The organism is Chryseobacterium oranimense, assembly GCF_900129755.1.
GTDB lineage: Bacteria > Bacteroidota > Bacteroidia > Flavobacteriales > Weeksellaceae > Chryseobacterium > Chryseobacterium oranimense.
On sequence record NZ_FQWT01000002.1, the window covers coordinates 93,306 to 113,377 of the forward strand.

Here is a 20,072-nt window from a genome sequence, read left to right on the forward strand (position 1 = left end):
TAATGAAAATAGGCATACTTTGCTATCCAACATACGGCGGAAGCGGAATCGTAGCAACAGAGCTGGGAATGTCCCTGGCCAATAAAGGCTATGAAGTTCACTTTATAAGTTCTGCACTTCCCGCAAGATTAGACATTACGAATCCCAATATTTTCTTTCACCGGGTGAATGTACAGACTTACCCTCTTTTCCAGTATCAGCCCTATGATATTGCATTAAGTTCGATGATCTATCGTGTAGTGAACCTGTATAAGCTGGATCTGCTGCACGCTCATTATGCCATTCCGTACGCCTACGCAGCGTTTACGGCCAAACAAATGCTTAAAGAAGATCATAATGATATTCCTCTGGTAACTACCCTTCACGGAACAGATATTACCCTTGTAGGACAGCATCCGAGCTATAAGCATGCCGTAGAATTTTCCATCAACCAGTCGGATGCCATTACTTCGGTTTCTGAAAGTCTGAAAAAAGATACACTTCAGTTCTTTAATATCAAAAAAGAAATACAGGTGATTACCAATTTTATTGATAATTCTGAATTCGACGACTGTACGGAATGCCAGAGGACCCAGTTTGCCAGTCCCGATGAGAAAATCCTGATTCATGTTTCCAACCTTCGTCCGGTGAAGCGTGTAGATGAAGTCCTTCAGATCTTCAAAAATGTGGAGAAAAAGGTAAAATCTAAACTGATTATCATAGGTGAAGGCCCGGATATGGAAAAGGTAAACCAGTTCCTGGAAGAAAATCCTGAACTCATTTCAAAGATCCGTCTTTTAGGAAAAGTAAATGATCTGTACAAAATCCTGCAGCTTTCTGATGTATTCCTGCTTCCTTCCGAACAGGAAAGTTTCGGTCTGGCAGCACTTGAAGCTATGGCAGCCTATACTCCGGTAATAAGTTCTAACGCCGGCGGAATTCCTGAGGTAAACATCCAGGGTGAAACCGGTTTCTTAGCAGAGATCGGAAATGTAGAGGCGATGAGCAACTATACGATAAAACTATTGAGCAATGATGATCTTTTAACCCAAATGAAGAAAAATGCGAAAGATCAGGCTATAAAATTCGATTTGAAAAACATTCTTCCTATCTATGAAGAAATGTATAGAACGACTATAGAAAACTTTAAAAAGGAGCTTGCGAAGGCATAACCCAGCTCTTTTCTATACCTTATAAAACCCTCTGCAATGCGGAAGGTTTTTTTTATTGAATCAAAAATTAATTTTATAAATCCATATTCTGGATAAAGCTTCTCAGGTCATCATTTTTGCCCAATCCCATTTTCTGTTTTAGCCGGTATTTGGCAACCCGTACGGTATTCGGGTCTGCTTTAAGGATATTTGCGATCTGCTGATTATCCATATTCATGTAAATATACGCTGCATACTTCATATCAAGATTGGATAATTTTGCCGTTGATTTACTGGCCAGGGATTTAAAAAAATCAGGGTGAACTTTTTCTACAATGTTCTGGATTTCATTAAATTCATTTTCATTCAGCAGATCTTCTTTCCAGATTTTATCCAGGCTGGTTTCCGTTTTATCGTTCATTCTGGATTTGAGGCCTTTGATAAAATTATTCTTGTAATCCAGCCTTAGCGATATGGCGAGGGCATGTTTTTTTAATCTTTCCTGCTGAATAACCAGGATTTTCTGTTCTGCTTCCAGCAGAGCTATATTTTTTTTGTTCAGCTCATATTTATTATTGAAAGTATAATACAGGGAGACTCCGGCCACAATGATAAGGATAATAATGACAATATAAAGTATCTGCCTTTTTCCCAATTCGGTTATCTGCTGGTTTTTCTGCTCTGCATTATAAAAAAGCTTCATGATTCCAACATTATTGCTTAATCTTTTTTTACCATCATCTTTGATGATATCTTTTATTTTTTTTTCATAGGTCAGTGCTTTTTTAAAGTCATTCTGCTTTTGATAAATATTGGACAGGTTTTCAAAAACCGCAATTTTATTAATCAATTTATAATAATTGTTAGCGTCATAGTATTGATAGGCTTTAAGATAGAATTCTTCAGCTTTTTTGTAGTTTTTCATCCCTTCGTAAGTAAAGCCGATGTTACCGTACACATCACTCCTGTATTTTTCAAGTGTTTTATTATCATTAATAACCTTTTCAGCCAGGGCATTCAGCTCCATCGCTTTTTCATATTGTTTCGGGGTCACCAGATTTAATGCATATGAATAGTTGATATAATATACCATAAACGATTTTTCCCTTGCAGCAGGCTCCTTTATGAGTTTCGCATACTGGTAGGATTGATTATAAAAGCTGACGGCTGCATCAATATCTTTTTTATGACCTGAACGGATAAATTCATCTAAACACGAGTTGCCTAATCTGCTCAGAGACCAGCTTATCAGAACCGGATTACCTGTTTTAATTGCATAATCACGGGTTTTATAATATCCCGAAAAGTCACTGTTGTACATCTGTTTCAAAAAGTACAGCAAGGTGAGCATAAAATTCTCGTTGGGTGACTTACTGAAGGTATTGAAGCTTTTATTGAAGAAATTTAAGAAAAGTTCATCATCACTTGACTCCATAAAATAACCTGCATAACCGTAATTGACATAGGCATTATCCAATGGATTCTTTGTTTTCTGGGCAATAAGCTCTGCCTGGTTTAATATTTCCGCTCTTTCACGCCTGTCCTTAATCATAGAATAATAAAAGGAAAGATAAACATAGCCTATTACTTTTCTGGACTCGTCTTTTGAAGCCAGATAGTCTGAGTAGATAAGATCCTTTGCTTTTACAAGTTCATTGCTGAATAAATAGGTATAAATCAACTGCTGTTCTTTATCAAAATCACTTTGTGAAAAATACATATGGCTGAAGCAAGTAAAAACAAAAATCAAAATATTTTTTTTATTCACCCTCTATTACAATTACGTTAACGGTTAATGTGTGTGTTTTTTTATGTAGTGTACAAATATATACCTGAGCTTTATATAAATGAAAAAAAGTTCTATTTTATAGCATGCGAACCATGTCAGTTTAAAGCATTAGTAATCAAAAGATTAACCAATCCTGTACATACTTTGTACATACCCTATTTTAAGCTTGTAAATAAATTGTTTCCTGTATTTCTTACCTGTAAAGGTTTAGAATAACATATTTGCATTCATAAGAATTATATTTTCCTTATAAAATATTTCTGAACATAAAATAATCAGATTAAATATTCTATCCGATAAATAAAAATCTACATCTATAAAAAAAACAAAAAAAATATACTCATCACAGAATACATAAAAAATTCACTTCCTGCACAAGATAAAGTATAAAAACAGTCGGAAAACGAACTTAAAAAAGGCTATAAAAACATAAATAATTCTCATCTGAGATACACCATGAACTATACAGATAATGAATTGAAGAAAAATATCAGGAGCTATAAATTCCTGAAGATGCTGCAACGTTTTAAAACCGTGATCTATCTGGTTCTTTTGATTCTGTCTTTCGTATTAATCTATTATTTGAAGAATTACTGAATCCTCTTTTGATTCCAGTAAAGAACGTTATACAATTTTCAATCCCGGTGCCTAAAAAAAACACAATTAAAATAGTCTTGGTTAGAGGCGAGGGGGCACCACTATTAACCACTATAAATTTTGAAAGGTGATGCTGTTTTTTACACATCACCTTTCATTTTAAGTTTAAACCAAACATGTCATGATAAGCAGAAATACAGTTGCCAAATGGAAGAAAATGGTATAATAAATTCACTATAAATTTCATTTGGAAAACATTTTTCCTACAATTCATAAAATGTTTAGAATATTCGCGGAAAACTTTAATGTAAGGCCAACAAAAACCTGATATTTCCCTTATATTTATCGTCACACTATGACGGAAAAGCTGCTTCAATATCTTTGGAACTATAAGGTTTTCAAACATTTCGACTTCAAGGATATTGAAGGGCAACCTGTTGAGATCATCAGCTTCGGAAAATGGAATACGAATGCAGGTCCGGATTTCCTTGATGCGAAAATTAAAATAAAAGACCTTGTCATTGCCGGACATATTGAGCTGCACGTCCGGGCTTCCGATTGGGTTTTCCATAACCATTCCCAGGATCCCAATTATCAAAATATTATCCTCCATGTTGTTTATGAAAATAATGTCGAGATCAGTGAGCTCCTCTCTAAAAGCGTTCCTACGCTGGAACTGAAAAACTATATTGACCCCACCCTACTTTGGAAATACGAAAAGCTCATTAACGGAACGCTGTTTATTCCCTGTGAAAACATTTTCGATTCCACCAAAATTCCACCTGGTTTTCATGAAGCCAATATCCTTAAAAAGCTGGATGAAAAGTCCCTGGAACTGGAAGCAAGCTTAGAAAACTACAAAAACAATTTTGAAGCTGTTCTTTTTCATAGTCTGGCCTATTCCTTCGGATTAAAGGTAAATGCCCATATTTTCAGGCAGATCGCGGAAAGTATAGATTTCAGTATCGTTAACAAGATCCGGCAGAATGAATCCCAGCTGGAAGCTTTACTGTTTGGTATTTCCGGATGGCTCGATCACCCGAAAGACAGCAGAATGATGATATGGAAAAGAGAGTTTGAATTTTTACGTAAAAAATTTAATATCCCGAACCTAACATTTCATCCTAAATTTTTAAGACTGCGTCCTCCCAACTTTCCTACACTCCGTCTTTCCCAGCTTGCCGATCTTTATTACAGGCATCAGAATCTGTTTTCAAAGATTATTAAAGCTAAAAGTATGAATGACCTGTACGAGGTTTTTGCTCCGGTAAAAGCATCTGAATATTGGGATTTTCATTTTAATTTCGGGAGCGTTTCTAAATTTCAGCCTAAAACATTGAGCAGGGATTTTATTGAATTGGTTATCCTTAATACTGTACTTCCATTTAAGTATACTTATAACAAATATCACAGTGAAGAAATTACGGATGAAATACTGGAACTGTACAGGAACAGCCCGGCTGAAAAAAACACTGTAATTTCAGGATGGAAGAAACTTGGCATGAAGGTAGAAAATGCTTTGGAGAGTCAGAGTCTTATTTATCATCATAAAACCTCGTGTGAAGAAAAAAATTGCTTAAATTGCAGTATTGGATTTAAACTTTTAAAAGAATCTTCTAATGTTTGATAATATCCGCCACAAAATGGAAAGAGAATGGTTTGGCGTCCTTACGAGAATGGGGGCTAAGCTGGGGATTCCCGTATCTAAATTAAGGGTTTTCTTTATCTATTCTACTTTTGCAACTGCCGGCTTCTTTTTTTTAATTTACCTGGGGCTGGCATTCACGCTTTGGATCAAAGATATTTTTATCACCAGAAGACCAAGCGTTTTTGATTTATAATTATGGAATTTTTACCGATTACTTCTGCCGAAGACTATAGAGTCCAGGACATCTATTCGTCTTATTCCAGTACATTTCCCGCAGATGAACAAAGGGACTGGAAACAATTTGCCGCTTTATTTTCAAACCCATATGTGAAGGTGATTTCTGTACTTCATGAATCTCAGGCCATTGGCTATCTTATCCTGTGGGAACTGAGCTCTTATGTTTTTGTAGAACATTTTGAAGTTTTCGAAGCATTCAGAAGCCAGAAACTGGGATCACATATTACAGGATATCTGTTTAAAACCTATCCCAGAATTATTTTGGAGATAGAGCCTGATCATTTGGGCGACGACGCAAAAAGACGTTATTCCTTCTATCAGAAAAACGGGTTTACCCTGATTGACGAAATGTACGTACAGCCAAGTTATGGTGAAGGGAAAAAACCTTTGGATCTTTGGCTGCTTGCCAATTATACCCCCGAAAACTTAAACAATGTGAAAGAGGAAATCTATGACATTGTGTATCATTAAACATGAAGCCGCCGGAAATTCCGGCGGCTTATTTTTTTGACCACCCCGTCAGATCTTCGATCTGCTACCCCTCCGGAGGAGTGTAATGGATAGACAACTATTTGTAGTATTGTAGAGGGTTTTAGTTGACTTCGTATTCCAGTTTTATAGTAATATTTGCTTCTTTTTCTTTGGAAGAAGTATTGAATGTTCCGCCGTAGGAATAGTCTTCATTGGAATTGGGTTCTGTAATCTGAATGACTCCCATTGTTGCTTTTTTAAGGCTTCCCAGGCTGCTTCCGGAATTTTCTGCGATCTTTTCTGCTCTTTCCCTGGCATCCTTGGTTGCACTGGCTATCATTTCCTGCTTTACCGTGGCCAGTTTAGTATAAAAATAAGAAGGTGCTGAAGAAGTAAACTCAATACCGCGGTTGATGATTTCTGTGATGTTTCTGGAAAGATTCTCGATTTTCACCACTTCCTTGCTTTCAATAGAAACCTTTTGGGTAAGATTATACCCTGAGAATTCACCCTGCACATAATTTCCGTTAGAGTCGTTATAACTTCTGAACTGTTTTTGAATATCTACAGAGGAGAATACGATCTCAGCCTGCTTAATACCTTTTGAAAGAAGATAATCGTTAATTACCTTTCTGTCTATCGCCAGCTCATCATAAGCCGCTTTCAGATCGGAATTATTTTTTGAAAAGCTTCCGGACCATGTAATCAGATCGGAAGTAAACTGTTTGGTCCCCAAGCCGGTGACGGAAATGGTATTTTCAGATTTATTCCTGTTTTTTACAGCGTTTCCCAATAAACCGAGCCCAAGGACAAAACCCAGTGCTCCGACTGCTACTGCAATAATATTTTTATTCATAAATTGGTTTGTGATTAATTGATATTGTATAGCAATACATCAATTTTCATTCCGAATTTTAAGAATTTATTAACATTTATTCCTGTAATTTTTTATGCTTTAACCGCTCCAGATAAGCAGGTATGGTTTCTTCCATTCTTAAAAGGACTCCGGATAGGTTTCTTGCTTTTACATAGGTCCGGACCTGCGGTTTCATTTCAAACGAATATTGGATGAACTCTGAAATCCTTTCTTCCGGGATGCCTGCTTTGGTAAAATATTCATTATCCACCCTGTTCCTTACCCATGCAATATGCTCCTGGAGATCATCATATCTGTACTGTCTTTTCTGGCGCCTGGCTTTTCCGCTTATCAGGTCATAAGCTCCCTGAACATCCAGGCCGCCCAAAAGTATCGGGAGAAGTACCTGCTTCACTTCTGCCGGTTTTTCCCTCATCTTTCCTACAGGTTGTGGTAAGCCTATTGCCTCCTGTACAATCTCACCTTTATTTACCTTTGCTGCCAGCCTGGAATCCGTTTCAAGATCACCGGTTGGCTTTTTAACAACTTTCACTTCTTCAATTTCTTTGGGGATTGGGATGAGGGTTATCAAAAGCTGTGCATTGAATCCACCAGCAGGTACAATGACGGAAACCCTCCTGAAATCTGCCCTTACAAATCTCAGCTCATCATTCGGAGCTGCTTCAATAGAGAACATCCCCATAGAATTGGAGTAAACTTTTTGGTCACTGGACATATTAATTACAATAACAGAATTAAGATCTGCCCCACTGTCATCAGTAATATGACCTGTAACGGTTTCCTGTGAAAAGCAATGAATAAACATGAAAATAAGAAGAAGCGAAAATTTCTTCCATTTAATGATGGAAACCGCATTCAAATTTCTATTGCTGCTATTCGTCACAACTTCACAAAACGGAACTGCAAAAATATTTTCCCTGATGTAAGTTCTCACCGTATTTATCTTTGAGTCTGCGGAGCACGGTAAGAAGAAATTCTCGTCAATACAAACCGCTGAAATCTATGAAGGTCAGCATCGCTGCAGAACCCATATTTCAGGATAGTTTTTCTTTCAAAACCACCAGCCAGAACATAGCCGATAAAGTGGTCAATCTGAGATTTATCAATTTTCAGATCTGTAAAATATTCTTCGCCGAGGGCTGTTTTCAGATAACTGCCCAAATCAATATCATCCCATTTATTTTTAACTTTACCTATAGAAAAGCCCTGCCCTTTAGGCTGTACAAATTCGCCAGGTTTTGCGGCAAGTATTCTTGGATCTGATTTCTGTGCAATATAGCGGTCAATATCTTTGTTCAGCTTCTCTACTTTTTTAGGCCTGTTAAGATTCTTTGCATCAATTTTAAGATCACCGGTAATTCCCTGTTTCACTTCTACTTCGGGAATCAGTATTGTTTCTCTTACTAAAGTAATATTGAGGGGAGATGCTATATTTTCACCAGAAACTTTTTTAACCAGACGTTCGTAACCTACCCTTACAAACCTAAGCTCATCCCCTGCCCTTCCGGAAACCATGAAGTGCCCGTCCCGGTTCGTCATAGTTCTTTCATCTGTTCTGATGTTGATGACTGTAACATCCGGCATTTCCGAATTATCTTCTGAAGTTACTTTTCCAAAAATATAATTCTGGGCATTGCTATTAATGAAAAGAAAGGAAGTTAAAAGAAAGAGTAGTTTAAATTTCACGGACAGTTTTTTATAGAGCAAAGCTAAAATTATTTTTAATCCAAATGGCAAGTTTAACCACAGTTAACGCGTTTTAGCATTTCTTTTTGATTTTTGCCGGGCAAACTGTTAAATCGCTCCTCCAAATTGTTAAAATTTCACTTAAAAATTAGCTAACTTGCAGTCTCAATTCTAAATTCAGCAATGCAAAATTCTTATACAGTCATCAATGCTTCCGCCGGTTCAGGGAAAACTTACGCCCTTGTCCAGAGGCTTTTGATGATCTGTCTGCGCTATCCCAACCAGCAGCAGTCGATCCGGAATATTTTAGCCCTTACTTTTACCAATAAAGCGGCTAATGAGATGAAGGAGAGAATTTTATCCTGGCTTGGAAATTTCTCTGCAGATAATTTTGCTGAAAATAATGACCTGAAAAATATTCAGAAGGCCTTTGAAGCTGAAGGACTGAAAATTACCATTGATGAACTTCATGTCCGTTCAAAAAAATTACTGGATTATGTACTTCACAATTATTCTACCTTAAATATCGGAACAATTGACCGTTTTAATTCAAGATTGGTAAGAAGCTTTTCCTATGAATTGGGCTTAGCCAAAAATTTCAATCTTGAAATAGAAGCTGAACCGTTCCTGATCGAAGCTGTGGATAAAATGCTTGATCAGATCGGCGAGAATGAAAATATCTCCAATTCTTTCATGGATTATGTAGATTACAGCCTGGAAAACAATGAAAGGATCAATCTTAATAAAAACCTTTATGATTCCGCCAAGGAGTTTGTAAAGGATATTCACTATGAGCACCTGAAAAGCAATAAAAGCTTTGATGATACGAACTACGAGAATATAAAAAATACACTCAGAAAGGAAATTGTACAAAATAAAAAACGGTCTGCAGAAATTGCCGCAACATCTATTGAGCTGTTCCGGTCGAGAAATATAGAGATCGAGGATTTTGCTCAGGGTAAAAACGGAATCGGAGGATTTTTCACTAAAGTACAGGATTTTTACAATCAGAAAAGGCCGGGTTTTCCCTTTCCAACCACCCTTGAAGAATCGGTTGTCAGTAATTACAGGAAAGGAGCTTCTTCAAAATCCAAAAGTAAAGAACCTGATATCCTGGAAATTCTGGATCAGCTTCTTGACAACAGAATGCAGCTGATCCTTTTATATATTGAAACTCAAAAGAAGGAAAAAATCCTCTCTGCCCTTCTTCCGTTAAAAGTAAATAAAGATATCCAGGACGAATTAAAAAAAATTGAAGAGGAAAGCGACCTTGTTTTGCTTTCAAAATTCAATATTCTGATCAATGAAAACCTTAAAAATGAGCCGTCAGCCTTTATTTATGAGAAAGTAGGTTCGCAGTTTCAGCATTATTTCTTTGATGAATTTCAGGATACCTCTGAGCTTCAGTGGCAGAATTTTGTTCCTCTTCGTGATCACAGCGTTTCTACAGAAAACACTTCTTTTACGCTCGTAGGCGATCCTAAACAGAGTATCTACAGGTTTCGTGGCGGGGAAAGCAAGCTAATGTTGGATATTATCAACAAGAAGGAATTTTCGCCAAAGGAAGCAGATCTTCTTGTATTAAAGGATAACTGGCGTAGCGCTAAAAATATCGTTCAGTTTAATAATGAGCTGTACCGTTATCATTCATCAGGTTTAGAGGAAGAACACCGGAATATTTTTGGGGAAGATGCTGAACAGAGCTCAAAATCCCGGATCGATGGCCGTGTGAAGGTCAACCTGATCGAAAATCTCACGAACGAGGATTTTTATAATGATACCTCAGAAAAAATGCGGAAGGATATTCAGGAAAGCCTGGATAATGGTTTTAAGTTTTCGGATATTACAATTTTATGCCGTGGAAACTTTGACATTTTCAGTTATTCCCAAAAACTGGGAAATCTTAAAGTGAATTATCAGGGGGAGGAAACCAATATCAAAACCATTTCCGATAAAGGTCTGACCTTGGAACTTTCCAATACTTTGAAAGCGGTGGTTGAATTTCTCCGATGGGAAATCAATCCTAAAAACAGACCGAATCTGATCATGATGATGTATTACCTGAATACGCTGGGAAGAATTCACATGGCAGATTTTACATTGGAAATGAAAGAAATTCTGGATATAGAAACGCATGAGGAGATCCTGCTGTTCATTCAGAATAAATATTCACTCAAGCTTAAACAGGATAATTTCCCAAGGTTTAATCTGTACAACTTTGTGGAATATTATATCAATGAATTTGCTGTGGAAAACAAGGAAACGGATTTCCTCCTGAACTTCCTCGAAATGCTTTTCAATTTCACTCAGAATGCCGGTGCCAGCACGAAAGAGTTTTTAAAATACTGGGATGAAGAGGCTTCTGCTTATACCATCCAGGCGTCGGAAAACATTGATGCGGTACAGATCATGACGATTCATAAATCGAAAGGACTGGAATTCCCGATTGTATTTATCCCAATGATGAACAAAAACCGTGACAGTGAGTTCACCAACTGGTTCGATACAAATAATGATGATGCCCTGAAATCCGTAAACATTAACCAGTTCAGTAAAAATCTGGAAGTCTACGATGAAGAAATAGAGGCATTCAACAAGAAAAACTCGTATAAAAATCTTATTGACAGGTTATGTCTGCAATATGTGGCCACTACCCGGCCTGTGGAACAGTTGTTTTTCTACATTCAGAAGGCGAATAAAACATCCAATAATCTTGAGCTGCTGGAATTCTTTAATGAAAAAAACACCGAGGGAGCTGATGAATTCGACCTGTATGAAGTGCATCCTGAAATGCTGAAAAAAAATTCCAGTGACAAAATATCATTATTCAAGACCAAGAATATTCAGAATCTTAAAAACATCAATGAAAACAGGTCTTCCATAAAAATTGCCACCCCTTCCAAAAATTATCAGGTACGGAATGAGAAGGTAAGAATCGGGCTTTTTGTCCATGAATTATTGTCGAAAATCAATACAGAAAAAGATATTGCCAAAGTCCTGGAAAGCTATCTACTGGATGGGCAGATTACTTTGGACGAAAAAAATGAGATCCAGGAAACACTGGTTCAGATCATCCGAAAATATTCTGAGTTCTTTGATGAAAAGTGGGAAGTGATTAATGAAAAAGATATTATGATCTCCGAGAGAGGCCAAAGTCATATGCTGCGTCCTGACCGTATTCTGAAGGGAGACGAAGGCTATATTATTGTCGATTTCAAAACAGGAGAGCAAAGTGAAAAAAATGAGCGCCAGATCGAGAGGTATAAAAATGTTCTGGAAAGCCTGGGAAGAAAGGTTTTAAAGACCCAGCTTATTTATCTTTAATCAAGAAATTTTATCCACAGCGTTTTCCACAACTAATGTGGGTAACTTTGTGGATAACTGAATATAATCAAAACAAAACCGCCCCGCCGTTCTCCGAACGGCGGGGCGGTTTATTACAATATAAAGTAATTAAGCTGTAGGATCAGGGGTAAATACTCTCTGAGACAATTCCTGATCAAAAAGATATAATGCAGATGGATTATCGCAAACCATCTTAATCTTTGTTACGTATTGGGAGGCACTTGCCTCTTCTTCTACCTGCTCATTGATAAACCACTGAAGGAAAGAAGTGGTTGCAAAATCTCCTTCATCGTTAGCATTTTTTACAATATTGAAAATACTTCTGGTTACTTTTTTCTCGTGCTCCAGTGCTTTTTCAAAAATATCAATAGCATTTTCGAACTCATGCGGAGGTTTTGCAATTTCCCCGATGATGATTTCCCCGCCTACGTCATTTAAAAAATCGAACATTTTATCTGCGTGCATCAATTCTTCTTTGCTCTGAACTCTGAAGTAATTCGCAATTCCGTCAAGGTCTTTTCCTGAAAACCAGGCAGACATGGAAAGGTAATATTGTGCGGCATATTGTTCGTGAGCGATCTGTTCGTTAATTAATGTTGCAATTTTTTCGCTGATCATAAGTATAAATTTATAGTCAAAAATACGCAATAAAAGCCCGAAATCAAAAGTTTTAATGAAAATTAATACAAAAAGGACGGAGAAAAACCCGTCCTTCACACATTAAAAAATCAAAATTATGAATAACTATTTTGCTTCCTGAACAGCAGTATTCATAGGCTTCCTCATCATTTTTCTATCCTTCATTGCTGTTTTTCTCTGCTCCATTTTAGCTTGTCTGTCAGCCTGCCATTTATCATATTGTTCCGGAGTCAGGATTTTCTTCATATCGGCATCCATTTGTGCTTTTTTAGCTTTCATTGCTTCCATCTTCGCTTGTCTGGCTTCCTTATTGTTATCGAATTCAGCTTTCATTTCAGCTTTTCTTTTTTCATGAAGACTTTTGATCTGAGCTACCTGAGACTGGTTCAGGTTAAGATCTTTCTGCATCTGATCCAGATGCTCCTGTTCCCTCTGCTGCATTTTTTGCTGCATCTCAGCTCTTCTTGCCTGTTTGTCCTGTGGAGTTGTTGTTTGTTGTGCCATTGCAAAACCTCCTATTCCGATAAATGCTATTGCTAAAACTAATTTTTTCATCTTAAAAAATATTTAATTAATTGTTATACATCTTTTTGATTATTAGTTAAAAGATAAGTTAAACGGTAATATTCATAAAAAATGTTAAATTTTAATATTAAAATAATAAAATAAAAATAAAAAAAAGGACAGATCCTAAAACCTGCCCTTCACACCACTTAAATATAATATATGAAAATTATTATCTGCTTACTAACCGGCCTCTGAAACCACCTCCGCCTCTGTTTTCACTGCTTCGGTTATTCTGTTGCGGTCTTGATGAATTTTCAGATCGGAAGCCTCCGCTTTTACCCCTGAATCCTCCACTGTTATTTTCTCTTTGCGGAGCTCTTTCTCTGTTCATTTCATTGTTTCCTCTGAATCCACCGCCTTTATTTTCTCTTTGGGGTCTTTCTCTGTTTGCTTCATTATTTCCTCTGAAACCGCCATTGTTTCCATATCCTCCACGAACTCCGTTATTCTCAGAATTCCCTCTGAATCCACCGTTATTATTTTCATAACGGGTATTATCAGCCTGTTTACGGAAACCTCCTGTATCTTCTCTTCCTGAACCTCTGAATCCGTTATTGGATCTGCTACCGGTTCGGATTACATTGAAGGTTGGATTGTCCATTCTACGGAACCTGGATCTGTCTACTCTATACACATTGATATTTACATTCCTGTATCTTGGCATTACCGCATATCTTGGTGCATAATATGTTCTTCTGTAGTTCTGGAAGTAGACAACCGGACTCATTCCTCTGTAATAATTGTTTTGGAAAACAACGAACACTCTGGGCCCTAAAATTCTTTCCAATGCATAAAATCTGTCATAGTACCATCTGTCCGGGTTGTATCTGTAAAAATTATTCCATGTGGAAAAACTTACATACAGGTTATTAAGTCTTAGGATCTGATCGATCTGCCAGCGGTTCAGCCTGTTATCTCTGAAGAATACATTCCAGTTGATGTTGACTATACTGTTTCTGTAGTCGTTATAGTATCCCTGGTAATAATCACTAGGATAATAGTCCTGTGGATAGTTGTAATAATAATCGTCCGGGAAATAATTCCTGTCATCCTCATCATTATAATAGCCATCGTTTCCGTAACCATTTCCATTCTGATAATATCCGTCATCTCCCCACCCATTATTTGGATACTGCTGGGCGGAAGACAAAACTGCCAGTCCCAAAGCAAATCCCAAAAATATTTTTTTCATCTCTATAGTCGTTAATTGGTTAGTATATAACAGAATATCTCTATTCTATCTTTTGGATATAAATACAAAAAAGAAGTTAAATCCTAAGATTAAACTTCTTTTAATTTAAAGTTAACTAATTGAAAATCAAATGTTAAATTTACATTCTTCCACTATCTTTTACCCAATAAGCAATTTTTTTATTGAAAGATTCTTTCTCTTTCAGGTCTTCAAGCTTTAAATGCATCCTGTAGCGCCAGTAATGCGGGAAAACTGCGGGATTATTGATCCTTTCATTATCTATATGCGGATTAGTCAGCTCAGGGTCCGTAGCCAGAAATTCCTGGATCGGAAAGACAGCCAGCATGGCTTCCGTGTAAAGGTGCTGCTTCATAATAATCTCTGCAAGATGGGAATCCATTTCATCAGGAGCTTTTCCATACTGGATCAGCTGTTGGTTAAAATATTTCTGTGTCAATGCAGGATCTTCTTTCCACCACTGTCTCAGGGTTGAGCTGTCGTGTGAAGAAGCAGTTACCACATTCATATAATCTGCTTTTTTAGGATTATAAAACGGAATATTTTCCGACGGCATTCTTTGAACCTTTAAAGCAATAATAGCCAGCTCATCCATTACAATAGGCACGCAGGCAGGAACCATTCCAAGGTCTTCCCCGCAAATGAGCATTTTGGTTGCGTTAAGGATAACCGGAAGTTTTTCCATTGCTTTTTCATACCAGAGATGATCCTGCCTTTTGAAGAAATAATCATGGTAAAGATCATAAATTGCCTTTCTTTCCCAATCCGAAAGATAAGCATAGGAATCAGTGTTAAACACATTAAACCTTGGATGATAAACCTTTTCGCCATTCCTTTCTTCAGGAAGAAACAATACATTGGCACACAAAGAAATAAGCTGATCTTCCAAAGAACCTCTTGGATTCTTTTTGAAATATTCCGACAGCTTTCTCTGGGTATCAAATTCTTCTTTAAAAGAGTAAGTTCCGTTGTTATTGTTGTCAATGAATTCAAATACCTTATTGCTGTCTTCTCCGAAATATTTCCACAAAATCCTGTCGTTGATGAAAGGTTTACAATATCTGTTAAAATCAAAAGGAATATGTCTTGCTTTAAATTCATCCAGAACTACAGGAACTGCAGGATAGAAATACCCTAAAATTCCCTGTGTGGCAGAAATCGGCATCCTCCATATCCTGAAAAACCCTAAAATATGATCGATCCTCATGGCATCGAAATACTGTTCAAGTGCTTTGAACCTGTTTTTCCACCAGCGGTAATCATCCTCTTTCATGGCTTCCCAGTTGTAGGTAGGGAATTCCCAGTTCTGACCCAGCTCTGTAAACTGATCCGGCGGTGCTCCGGCCTGGAAATCCATTCCGAAAAGTTCAGGCTCGGTCCATGCTTCTACGGAGTATCTGTAAATACCAATCGGAAGATCTCCTTTTAGGGAAACTCCTAAGCTGTGGGTGTAATCGACGGCATCTTTTAATTGCAAATGAAGCTGATACTGTACCCAGGCATGAAGCATGGAAGCATCATAATCCTTACTTTTCGTAGTGAAGAACTGTGATATCTTACCTGCAATATATTTTTTATGAGTCTTCCAGTCGTTAAAATTAGGGGTTTTATATTTATCTCTGAGTACGCAGAAAGCGGCATAAGGAGTCAGCCAGTAATCATTGTCTTTGATGAATTTCTTAAAGTTTCTGTCTTTGTAGATTTTCTCTTTTTCTACATTGAAAACAGCTTTTAAAAACTTCCATTTACCGGAAATCATCTTTTCGTAATCAATCAGGTCAAGAGCATTTAAGGCTTCTTTTTCAGCCTGGTATTCAGAAACTACTTCTTCCGGTAAAGCAAAATCAAGATTTTCCAGTGAGATATATTGCGGATGCAGTGCATAAACGGACACTGCAGCATACGGATAAGAGTCTGTCCATGAATAGTTGGCCGTAGTATCGTTAATCGGAAGGATCTGGATAATTCCAAGATTGGTTTCCTTCGTCCAGTCTGCAAGTTTTTTCAGATCGGAAAATTCTCCTACTCCAAAGCCATTTTCACTTCTCAAAGAAAAAACAGGAACTGCCACACCAGCGTCATGATACATCTGGTAAGACTTAAATTTAAAGTAGTGGTTGGAAACAATCTGGAGCACATCTTTAAGCTGATTAGCAACCGTGAATCTGTTCTCCCCGGTCTCCACATCAATAATCCTTCCTTCTTTTTTACTGTAAATGCAGTATTTAAACTGAATAAATTCATTTTCAGGAATTTCAACGGAAGCTTCCCAGATTCCAAAATCTGTCTGCGAAAGGCGGATTGCTTTATTATAATCCCAGTTTCCTAAAGATGCCGTGCTTCCAAACAGGGCAATTTCCCAGTCCGGATTGTAAACAGGCGCCTCAATTCTGAATAAGTGGGTGTGTTTCTTTAAAATGACAGCTTTCTCCGGAACAAACTGGTTTAGCTTATTGTAAAGAATTTTATTGTTTAAATAATTTTCAGGGAAGTTTTTATTATTCCATTCATCGAAAATAATAAATTCCTTATAGTTGTGGGAGAAATTAAGATTGTGCAGCACAAATTCTTCTCTGAGAATATTGCCTTTTTCGTCGGCAAGCTGATATTTATAAGAGATTGATTTTGAGAAATAATCTACTTCACATTTCCAAATACCGTTCTCCGCATTGAACATGGTATGAGTCTGGATAACAGCACCTTCACCATCTACAATCATAAGCTGCAGATTCTGTCCGGCCATTGCATTATATCCTACATTAAAGTATAGCTTCATCTATATTTTTTTTATAAAAATACATTATAATATCGAAAAATAAAACTTATTGAAGATCAAATAATCATTAAAAAAACCTTTCCAAAATTACTTGAAAAGGTTTACGTTTTATTAGAGTTAAAATAATTTACATCAATAATATAAGCTTTTATTGGGTAACTATAATTTTTTTACTTAATAATACTTTGCCGGATTCATCTGTAATGTTGACAATATAGGCTCCGTTTATTAAATTTTTAAGGAGTACCTGCTGATTAAGAGAACCATCTTTAACAGAAAGGTCCTGTTTACCCACATTTTTCCCGGAAATATCAAAAACACTAAGCTTCAGATTTCCTTTTACAGATTTGTCATTTACATTAACATTGATGAAATGCTCGTTTACTCTGGTCGGGAAAATATCAATATTAGCCAGGGCACTGACTGAAGAAGTTCTGTCGTTGGCAAAATATCTGCTCGCCAGATCATAAATATGAGGCTTCTCTCCGCCCGGAAGAGCTTTTGCCTGCAATGTCTGTAAATCTACTTCATATAGATTATCTCCTTTAGCACTTGCAATAACTACTTTTCCTTTGGAATTCACTGCGGAACCGTTCACTGAGTAATTATCCGGAATTCCGGAAATTTTACCTACAAATTTTGCCTTTAGTTCCTTGGCAGTTACTTTAAAAACATTTCCTGAAGCGGAAAAAACATAAAAATTATTTTCAGCATCTGCAATCATATCGCCACCAAAACCGGTTTCCATTGCTGTAAATGAGTTTTTCCCATTGGAAGCATCATCTGTAATAATTCCTAAATCGCTTACGATATACTGATTGCCCTTTTTGCTGATCTGCAATAACTGGGTTCCTGCATTATTGAGGGCATAAATATTTCCGTCATATCCTGTAGCCATTCTTGTTATGTGAGAATTAATATCGCAGGAAGTTATTTTTGAAACGGTATTCTCCACCAAAGTGATCTCCTTTGTTTTCGCATTCAAAACATAAATATTGGATGAAAACATGGGCATATACACAAGGTTATTGTTTGACGGGTCATAAGCCAGAGCCGCCATTGTCACTGCCTGGGAATGGCTGTAAGAATTTTTATCTTCCGCTACAGGACCTTTTCTATCCTGGGAAAATACTTTTGCTGTCTCTTCAGATGAAAATACTTTTTCTCCGGAAGTTCCGTTTGCCGCATTCATGACACGGAAATCGCTAAACACTATGCTGGAGGTATCTTTTCCTGCAATAGCAAAAAAGTCCTGCTGTGCCTGGACATTAGCACCAAGCACAAGCAGAAAAAGAGGGAATAAATGTTTCTTCATACAATGTAGAATTTAGATTCGTGATCATTTTAGTTATAACTAAGTTACACATTTTACCAATTAAATGATAAAAAAATATTAGTATTTACATAACATTTACAATCATTTAATGTAATCTTTGAAATAATAACAATTTAAATTCTATTATTCCTCATATAAAAACTCCCGCCGGTTACACAGATTACAACAGATTGATCTGCAGAATCCACGTGACCGGCGGGAGCTTATTATGTATTTGAGATTTAATTCAGAACGTAAGTTGTTCCGTCCCTTCCGTCTTTTAACTCAATACCTTCGGCAAGAAGTTTATCTCTGATCTGGTCCGAAAGATCAAAGTTTTTTGATTTTCTAGCCTGGTTTCTAAGTTCTATTAAAACTTTCAAAGTCTGGTCAAGCTTCTCATTATTATTTTCTTCAATATTCTGGAGTCCTAAAACATCAAATACAAATGCATTCATTGTAGATTTTAAATCTTCAAGGTCTTCAGCAGAGATCGTTTCTTTACCGTCATTTAAAGCAAAAATATATTTTACAGCTTCAAATAAGTGAGCGATAAGAATCGGAGAATTGAAATCATCAGCCAGGGCATCATAAGATTTGGCCTTCCATTCTTTAAGATCAAAACCTGATTGTTTTTCGTTATCAGGAGTCACAGAGTTTAATAGTTTAATGGCTTCCATTAATCTGATAAACCCTTTTTCACTCGCGATCATTGCATCATTGGAAATATCCAGCACACTTCTGTAATGTGCCTGCAGGAAGCAAAAACGTACGATGGTAGGATGAAAAGGTTTTTCGAAGAAATCGTTTTCTCCCGTAACCAGCTGCATAGGAAGAATATAATTTCCTGTGGATTTACTCATACGCTGGGAATTCATGGTCAGCATATTGGCATGCATCCAGTAATTAACCGGAGCAACATCATTGCAGGCTTTTCCCTGTGCAATTTCACATTCGTGGTGTGGGAATTTCAAATCCATTCCGCCGCCGTGAATATCAAATTTTTCACCTAAATATTTAGTACTCATTGCTGTACATTCAAGATGCCATCCCGGGAAACCTTCGCCCCAGGGAGAATTCCATCTCATGATGTGAGCCGGGGATGCTTTTTTCCAAAGTGCAAAATCCTGAGGGTTTTTCTTTTCACCTTGTCCGTCAAGGTCGCGGGTATTGGCAAAAAGCTCTTCGATATTACGTTTTGAAAGTTCACCATAGTTCAGTCCTCTCTTGTTGTATTCCAGAACATCAAAATATACAGAACCGTTACTTTCGTAAGCAAAACCTCTTTCTATAAGCTTTTGGGTAAGCTCTATCTGTTCTACAATGTGGCCTGTAGCCGTAGGCTCAATATTGGGAGGAAGAAGATTGAACAATTCCAATACTTTATGAAAATCTACAGTATATTTCTGTACGATTTCCATAGGCTCCAGTTTTTCCAGACGGGTTTGTTTCACGAATCTGTCATTTTCAACATTTCCGTCGTCTGTAAGGTGCCCGGCATCGGTAATATTTCTTACATATCTTACTTTATACCCTAAATGCATCAGAGTACGGTAGATAAAATCAAAGGAAAGGAAGGTTCTTACGTTTCCCAGATGCACATTGCTGTACACGGTAGGTCCGCAGACATACATCCCTACGTTTCCTTCTAAAATAGGCTTAAATATTTCTTTCTCTCCTGTAAGGGAGTTGTATAGTTTTAATTGCATTTTTTTAAATTAAAAGATTCAATGATTAAAGGATTTAAAAATTAGTTAAAATAATTTTAACCACAACAGATAATTG

The 20,072-nt window shown here is 37.0% G+C and carries 16 protein-coding genes; 6 read left to right on the forward strand and 10 right to left on the reverse strand.

Going from position 1 to position 20,072, the window contains the following annotated elements; all coding sequences use genetic code 11:
- Nucleotides 1–2 precede the first annotated feature (2 nt).
- Nucleotides 3–1,151, forward strand: coding sequence for an N-acetyl-alpha-D-glucosaminyl L-malate synthase BshA (gene bshA / locus BUB03_RS06945; protein WP_040993637.1), 1,149 nt, complete (start codon nucleotides 3–5; stop codon nucleotides 1,149–1,151).
- Nucleotides 1,152–1,224: 73 nt separating this feature from the next.
- Here the strand turns inward: bshA and BUB03_RS06950 are convergent, their stop codons facing one another.
- Nucleotides 1,225–2,850, reverse strand: a complete 1,626-nt coding sequence (locus BUB03_RS06950) for a transcriptional regulator (RefSeq protein ID WP_073061499.1) — start codon at nucleotides 2,848–2,850, stop codon at nucleotides 1,225–1,227.
- 525 nt (nucleotides 2,851–3,375) lie between these two features.
- On the opposite strand from BUB03_RS06950, the gene BUB03_RS21830 reads away from it, so the two are divergent.
- The 4 genes from BUB03_RS21830 to BUB03_RS06965 all read left to right on the forward strand — a co-directional run bounded on the left by BUB03_RS21830 (nucleotide 3,376) and on the right by BUB03_RS06965 (nucleotide 5,872).
- Nucleotides 3,376–3,516, forward strand: a complete 141-nt coding sequence (locus BUB03_RS21830) for a hypothetical protein (RefSeq protein ID WP_175547491.1) — start codon at nucleotides 3,376–3,378, stop codon at nucleotides 3,514–3,516.
- 355 nt (nucleotides 3,517–3,871) lie between these two features.
- Entirely contained in the window at nucleotides 3,872–5,143 is a 1,272-nt protein-coding gene (locus BUB03_RS06955; RefSeq protein WP_073061501.1) for a DUF2851 family protein, read from the forward strand.
- The gene (locus tag BUB03_RS06960) at nucleotides 5,136–5,357 is read left to right on the forward strand and encodes a PspC family transcriptional regulator (RefSeq protein WP_034712816.1); all 222 of its coding nucleotides are present in this window, start codon (nucleotides 5,136–5,138) and stop codon (nucleotides 5,355–5,357) included. The genes BUB03_RS06955 and BUB03_RS06960 overlap by 8 nt, the downstream gene beginning before the upstream one ends.
- 2 nt (nucleotides 5,358–5,359) lie before the next feature.
- The gene (locus BUB03_RS06965) at nucleotides 5,360–5,872 is read left to right on the forward strand and encodes a GNAT family N-acetyltransferase (RefSeq protein WP_073061502.1); all 513 of its coding nucleotides are present in this window, start codon (nucleotides 5,360–5,362) and stop codon (nucleotides 5,870–5,872) included.
- A gap of 121 nt (nucleotides 5,873–5,993) precedes the next feature.
- Here BUB03_RS06965 and BUB03_RS06970 read toward each other — a convergent pair whose 3' ends face one another.
- The 3 genes from BUB03_RS06970 to BUB03_RS06980 all read right to left on the reverse strand — a co-directional run bounded on the left by BUB03_RS06970 (nucleotide 5,994) and on the right by BUB03_RS06980 (nucleotide 8,435).
- Nucleotides 5,994–6,728 carry an SIMPL domain-containing protein gene (locus BUB03_RS06970; RefSeq protein WP_040993627.1) on the reverse strand — a complete coding sequence of 245 codons (735 nt, stop codon included), beginning with the start codon at nucleotides 6,726–6,728 and terminating at the stop codon, nucleotides 5,994–5,996.
- Nucleotides 6,729–6,804: 76 nt separating this feature from the next.
- A complete protein-coding gene (locus tag BUB03_RS06975; RefSeq protein WP_228417791.1) occupies nucleotides 6,805–7,683 on the reverse strand; it encodes a carboxypeptidase regulatory-like domain-containing protein in 879 nt (292 codons plus the stop codon).
- A gap of 5 nt (nucleotides 7,684–7,688) precedes the next feature.
- Complete coding sequence (locus BUB03_RS06980) at nucleotides 7,689–8,435, reverse strand: peptidase associated/transthyretin-like domain-containing protein (protein ID WP_073061505.1); 747 nt, start codon at nucleotides 8,433–8,435, stop codon at nucleotides 7,689–7,691.
- A 168-nt stretch (nucleotides 8,436–8,603) separates the two neighbouring features.
- On the opposite strand from BUB03_RS06980, the gene BUB03_RS06985 reads away from it, so the two are divergent.
- Nucleotides 8,604–11,759 (forward strand): UvrD-helicase domain-containing protein, encoded by a 3,156-nt coding sequence (locus tag BUB03_RS06985; RefSeq protein WP_394363663.1) that lies wholly within the window; start codon nucleotides 8,604–8,606, stop codon nucleotides 11,757–11,759.
- Nucleotides 11,760–11,888: 129 nt separating this feature from the next.
- On the opposite strand, the gene BUB03_RS06990 is transcribed toward BUB03_RS06985, so the two are convergent.
- The 6 genes from BUB03_RS06990 to cysS form a co-directional block, all read right to left on the reverse strand.
- Nucleotides 11,889–12,398, reverse strand: coding sequence for a ferritin (locus BUB03_RS06990; RefSeq protein ID WP_040993945.1), 510 nt, complete (start codon nucleotides 12,396–12,398; stop codon nucleotides 11,889–11,891).
- A gap of 126 nt (nucleotides 12,399–12,524) precedes the next feature.
- Entirely contained in the window at nucleotides 12,525–12,974 is a 450-nt protein-coding gene (locus BUB03_RS06995; protein ID WP_040993621.1) for a hypothetical protein, read from the reverse strand.
- A gap of 181 nt (nucleotides 12,975–13,155) precedes the next feature.
- Entirely contained in the window at nucleotides 13,156–14,178 is a 1,023-nt protein-coding gene (locus BUB03_RS07000) for a hypothetical protein (RefSeq protein WP_073061508.1), read from the reverse strand.
- Nucleotides 14,179–14,317: 139 nt separating this feature from the next.
- On the reverse strand, nucleotides 14,318–16,972 hold the full coding sequence (locus tag BUB03_RS07005) for a 4-alpha-glucanotransferase (RefSeq protein ID WP_073061510.1): 2,655 nt from the start codon (nucleotides 16,970–16,972) through the stop codon (nucleotides 14,318–14,320).
- Nucleotides 16,973–17,120: 148 nt separating this feature from the next.
- The gene (locus BUB03_RS07010; protein WP_073061512.1) at nucleotides 17,121–18,287 is read right to left on the reverse strand and encodes a T9SS type A sorting domain-containing protein; all 1,167 of its coding nucleotides are present in this window, start codon (nucleotides 18,285–18,287) and stop codon (nucleotides 17,121–17,123) included.
- Nucleotides 18,288–18,529: 242 nt separating this feature from the next.
- A complete protein-coding gene (gene cysS / locus BUB03_RS07015; RefSeq protein ID WP_040993613.1) occupies nucleotides 18,530–19,996 on the reverse strand; it encodes a cysteine--tRNA ligase in 1,467 nt (488 codons plus the stop codon).
- Nucleotides 19,997–20,072: the final 76 nt, after the last annotated feature.